Here is a 3,202-nt window from a genome sequence, read left to right as displayed (position 1 = left end):
TTTTAAGTCGGGAAGTTTTTCCATTCCTTTATCTAATGTCTATCTCGTCTTCTTGTCAAGGGGGTTGAGCAATTACCGTGAAGCGAAGCTATCGCCCTCATGCGAATCGGACAAAGATGAAATATGAGGTGCGTCTGCTAAGTCTAGTCTGGTTTGGGGTGGGGAGGTGTTTGAGGTGGAGGTTGAGGGCGATCGGGTTTGTTGATATTCTGAAAATTGACTATCCTTACAGACATTGACATTACCAATAAAAAAATCGTTTCCCGAATTTGATGAAATGATGAATAATTGTCGTCTCTCAAGTGTCGAGCGTAAATTGGATGGAGTGACTTCTTCATCTAATACATTTGATAAACGCTTCCATAATTTGGAAGCTACATTCCTGACGTGACCTTCGCTACAATGCGATGCTTCTGCGATTTGAGAGTATTTTTGACCTTCCCATACACCCCCCAGGATAGCTTCTTGCAGATCCTCCAAATGTTCTCCCGTCTTAGCGAAAACCAGGTCATCGGCAAATCTCAAGACTTCTTTAACGTCCATTGGTGGGATAGGTGTAGTGGTTTTGCTTATTTTATCAGACTTTTTCTGACATTTTCTGATATCTCTTACAAAATGTGACTTTCTTGGAGAGAGATATTGTGTAACATTAATTACATTTAATTACAGTCGATAGTAGACTAAAAGGAAAAGTTATGTATATGATATAATTACGGAATTAAAGGATGTAATTTAATGGCGAAAATTGAAGACCATGTTGTTTATTTCGTCGTTAGGCAAGTAGGAGAATCAAGCTATGTCTGTATTCAATAGCAATGATGAAGAGCAAGCAATAAACTGGTTAGAAACTCTGAAGGATAAACTGCAAGTAGCGCAGGGTAAAAAATTCACTTTTCTATTGGTTGGTCGTACAGGAGTGGGAAAGTCAAGCACTGTAAATAGTTTGATGGGTAAAACAATTGCTGTAGTCGGTGACTATGAACCTTGTACAATGGATATTAAAAAGTATGAGAATGAACTCAATGGGATTAATTTTACTATAATTGATACTCCTGGCTTGTGCGATGATCTTGAGGAAGTTGGAAATGATTATAAATATTTAGAACGTATGCGTTCCGATGTCAGCCAGGTTGACTCTATGTGGTTTGTCAGCCGTTTAGATGAAACAAGAGTTACTAATGACGAAAAACGAGGAATCAAACTGATTTCTGAGGCTTTTAATTCAAAAATTTGGGAACAAGCTGTCATTATCTTTACTTTTGCAGGTGCAAAGAATGCCTCAGACTATCCGATTGCATTGGACAAAAGGACGGAACTTATTCGGAAAGAGATCGCTAAATACACGGGCATTGGAATAGCAAATAACGTTCCGTCAGTTGCAGTTGATAATAAAAATGAGAGGACACCAGATGGAGAAAAATGGTTAGGTGAACTTTATACCCAGATATATGCAAGGATTTCTGCTAAAGGTGCAGCACCATTTTTAATGGCAACTGTAGAGCGAGTCAAACGACCTGAAAAAGAAAGAGAAGTTATAATAGAAAAAATCTATGAGCCAGCCCCAACATATACACCTATTGAGCTTAACGAGAGGCAGACAGCAGTAGTCACAAATAAGACTGCTGAAGTGTTAGGGCTTGCAAGTGCGGGAGCAAGTGTTGGGGCTGTAATTGGCTCTCTAGCAGGGCCAGTCGGTTCTGCTGTCGGGGGTGCAATTGGTGCAGCAATAGGATTTTTTGGTGGGTTGTTCCGTTGGTAAGGTATGCGTAAATTTCTACTGGTAGGACGGACAGGTGTTGGCAAATCAAGTTTTATCAATGCCACGTTTGGTAGTTATATTGCTGAGACTTCAGAGTATGAAGCTTGTACAAAACTTGTTGAGCATTATGCTTACAAAACTCCTCTAGGCGATGTGTCTCTTATCGATACACCTGGATTAGCTGAGGATGACGAAGCCTGTGATGAAGCCTACCTATCTTTAGTACGGGCTAAAGTTAATTTAGCTCAGATTTATGCAACCATCTATGTGAGTAGGCTTAACGAAACTCGTTTTCGGCCAGACGAAAAGCGAACACTACGCCTTTTGACTGATCGACTTGGTGCATCTATTTGGAATCGCTCTATCCTGGTTTTAACGTTTGCTGCATCTGTACCTAACCATCAACTAGAGATAGTTGCAGAAAAAAGGAGTCAACAAATTTTTGAGTTTCTCCAAAATCTCACAAAAGAACAAGATATTGACAAAATATTTCAAGGATTTGAGCAAACATGGTTAGTTGATAATATTGTAGAAAATTGGACATCTGATGGATTACCTATTCTCTCATTATTAACAGATTGATCTCTAATCGGTTCCTTTCGCGGTTAATTCTACTCATTAACTAATTAGACAAGAAACCAGCAATTTAGTTTACCCTAGCCTTATATCAAAAGCGATCGCCCTTCCTTAACTGAGGTGCGATCGCACTTTCCATTTATACCCTAGATCGCAGTTCATCAAATTCTGCTTCTGAATCTTCCTTAGTAAAGATTACATCCTCATAGATAGCATCAATACCTGTGCAAAAAATTACGCTAGACAAGTGAATTTCGCTTCCTTGAGTATAGGAATACAAAACCCACAACCCTTCAGCATTGCGACGAAAACACTCTACCCGCTCACGTTTTTGGCTAATTAACACCTACTCTTGAAGCGTTTCTAATTCTTGATAGTCAGCCCACTTATCGCCCCAATCGAATCCTTCAGTACCATTTGACAAAACCTCAACAATTAAACGAGGAAATTTTTTATAATATTGAAAAGCTTTGGCCCGTTCATCGCACGTTACCATCACGTCAGGATAGTAGTAAATATTCTAAGATTCAATTCTAACTTTCATATCCGACATATAGACACGACGGCCACTACCCCGAACCTGATTTCTCAAAAGTGCAAATAAGTGGCCGGCAACCGTCACGTGAGCCTCACTTGCACCAGCCCTTGCAGAGGTTTCGCCCTGAAGATCTCTATGTCTACGACTAAAACGACAACCAAGATGCGGGGTTTTAGGACGTTCCTTCTCAGATCGTTGTAGTTCTTGACTTTGAGCGGAAATCTCATCCGATCGCCATCTATTACATCCCTGGGTTAGAGTCGATAGGGGCATTTCTACCCCTACCTCTCCTTCAGAACCGGACGTGAAACTTTCGATTCATCCGGCTC

The 3,202-nt window shown here is 40.3% G+C and carries 5 protein-coding genes; 2 read left to right on the top strand and 3 right to left on the bottom strand.

The window, feature by feature from the left end:
* Positions 1–72 precede the first annotated feature (72 nt).
* Positions 73–543: a hypothetical protein gene (locus QUA71_RS28985; RefSeq protein WP_333290435.1), complete on the bottom strand. Its 471-nt coding sequence runs from the start codon at positions 541–543 to the stop codon at positions 73–75.
* Positions 544–796: 253 nt separating this feature from the next.
* Here QUA71_RS28985 and QUA71_RS28980 point away from each other — a divergent pair, with 253 nt between their 5' ends.
* Positions 797–1,759, top strand: a complete 963-nt coding sequence (locus QUA71_RS28980; protein WP_333290433.1) for a GTPase — start codon at positions 797–799, stop codon at positions 1,757–1,759.
* A 3-nt stretch (positions 1,760–1,762) separates the two neighbouring features.
* Positions 1,763–2,341, top strand: a complete 579-nt coding sequence (locus QUA71_RS28975) for a GTPase (protein WP_333290431.1) — start codon at positions 1,763–1,765, stop codon at positions 2,339–2,341.
* 133 nt (positions 2,342–2,474) lie between these two features.
* Here the strand turns inward: QUA71_RS28975 and QUA71_RS28970 are convergent, their stop codons facing one another.
* Together QUA71_RS28970 and QUA71_RS28965 are read right to left on the bottom strand one after the other, a co-directional pair.
* Positions 2,475–2,681 carry a hypothetical protein gene (locus tag QUA71_RS28970; protein ID WP_333290429.1) on the bottom strand — a complete coding sequence of 69 codons (207 nt, stop codon included), beginning with the start codon at positions 2,679–2,681 and terminating at the stop codon, positions 2,475–2,477.
* Positions 2,682–2,852: a Uma2 family endonuclease gene (locus tag QUA71_RS28965; protein WP_333290437.1), complete on the bottom strand. Its 171-nt coding sequence runs from the start codon at positions 2,850–2,852 to the stop codon at positions 2,682–2,684.
* Positions 2,853–3,202 lie beyond the last annotated feature (350 nt).

Origin of the sequence: Microcoleus sp. MON1_C5 (assembly GCF_036701875.1) — a bacterium.
GTDB lineage: Bacteria > Cyanobacteriota > Cyanobacteriia > Cyanobacteriales > Microcoleaceae > Microcoleus.
This window is presented reverse-complemented; position numbering and strand designations above follow the sequence as displayed.

Bases quoted from the DNA above. Each gene is read 5' to 3' on its own strand.
- QUA71_RS28975 (WP_333290431.1), top strand. From the start codon at position 1,763: ATGCGTAAATTTCTACTGGTAGGACGGACAGGTGTTGGCAAATCAAGT.
- QUA71_RS28980 (WP_333290433.1), top strand. From the start codon at position 797: ATGTCTGTATTCAATAGCAATGATGAAGAGCAAGCAATAAACTGGTTA.
- QUA71_RS28985 (WP_333290435.1), bottom strand. From the start codon at position 543: ATGGACGTTAAAGAAGTCTTGAGATTTGCCGATGACCTGGTTTTCGCT.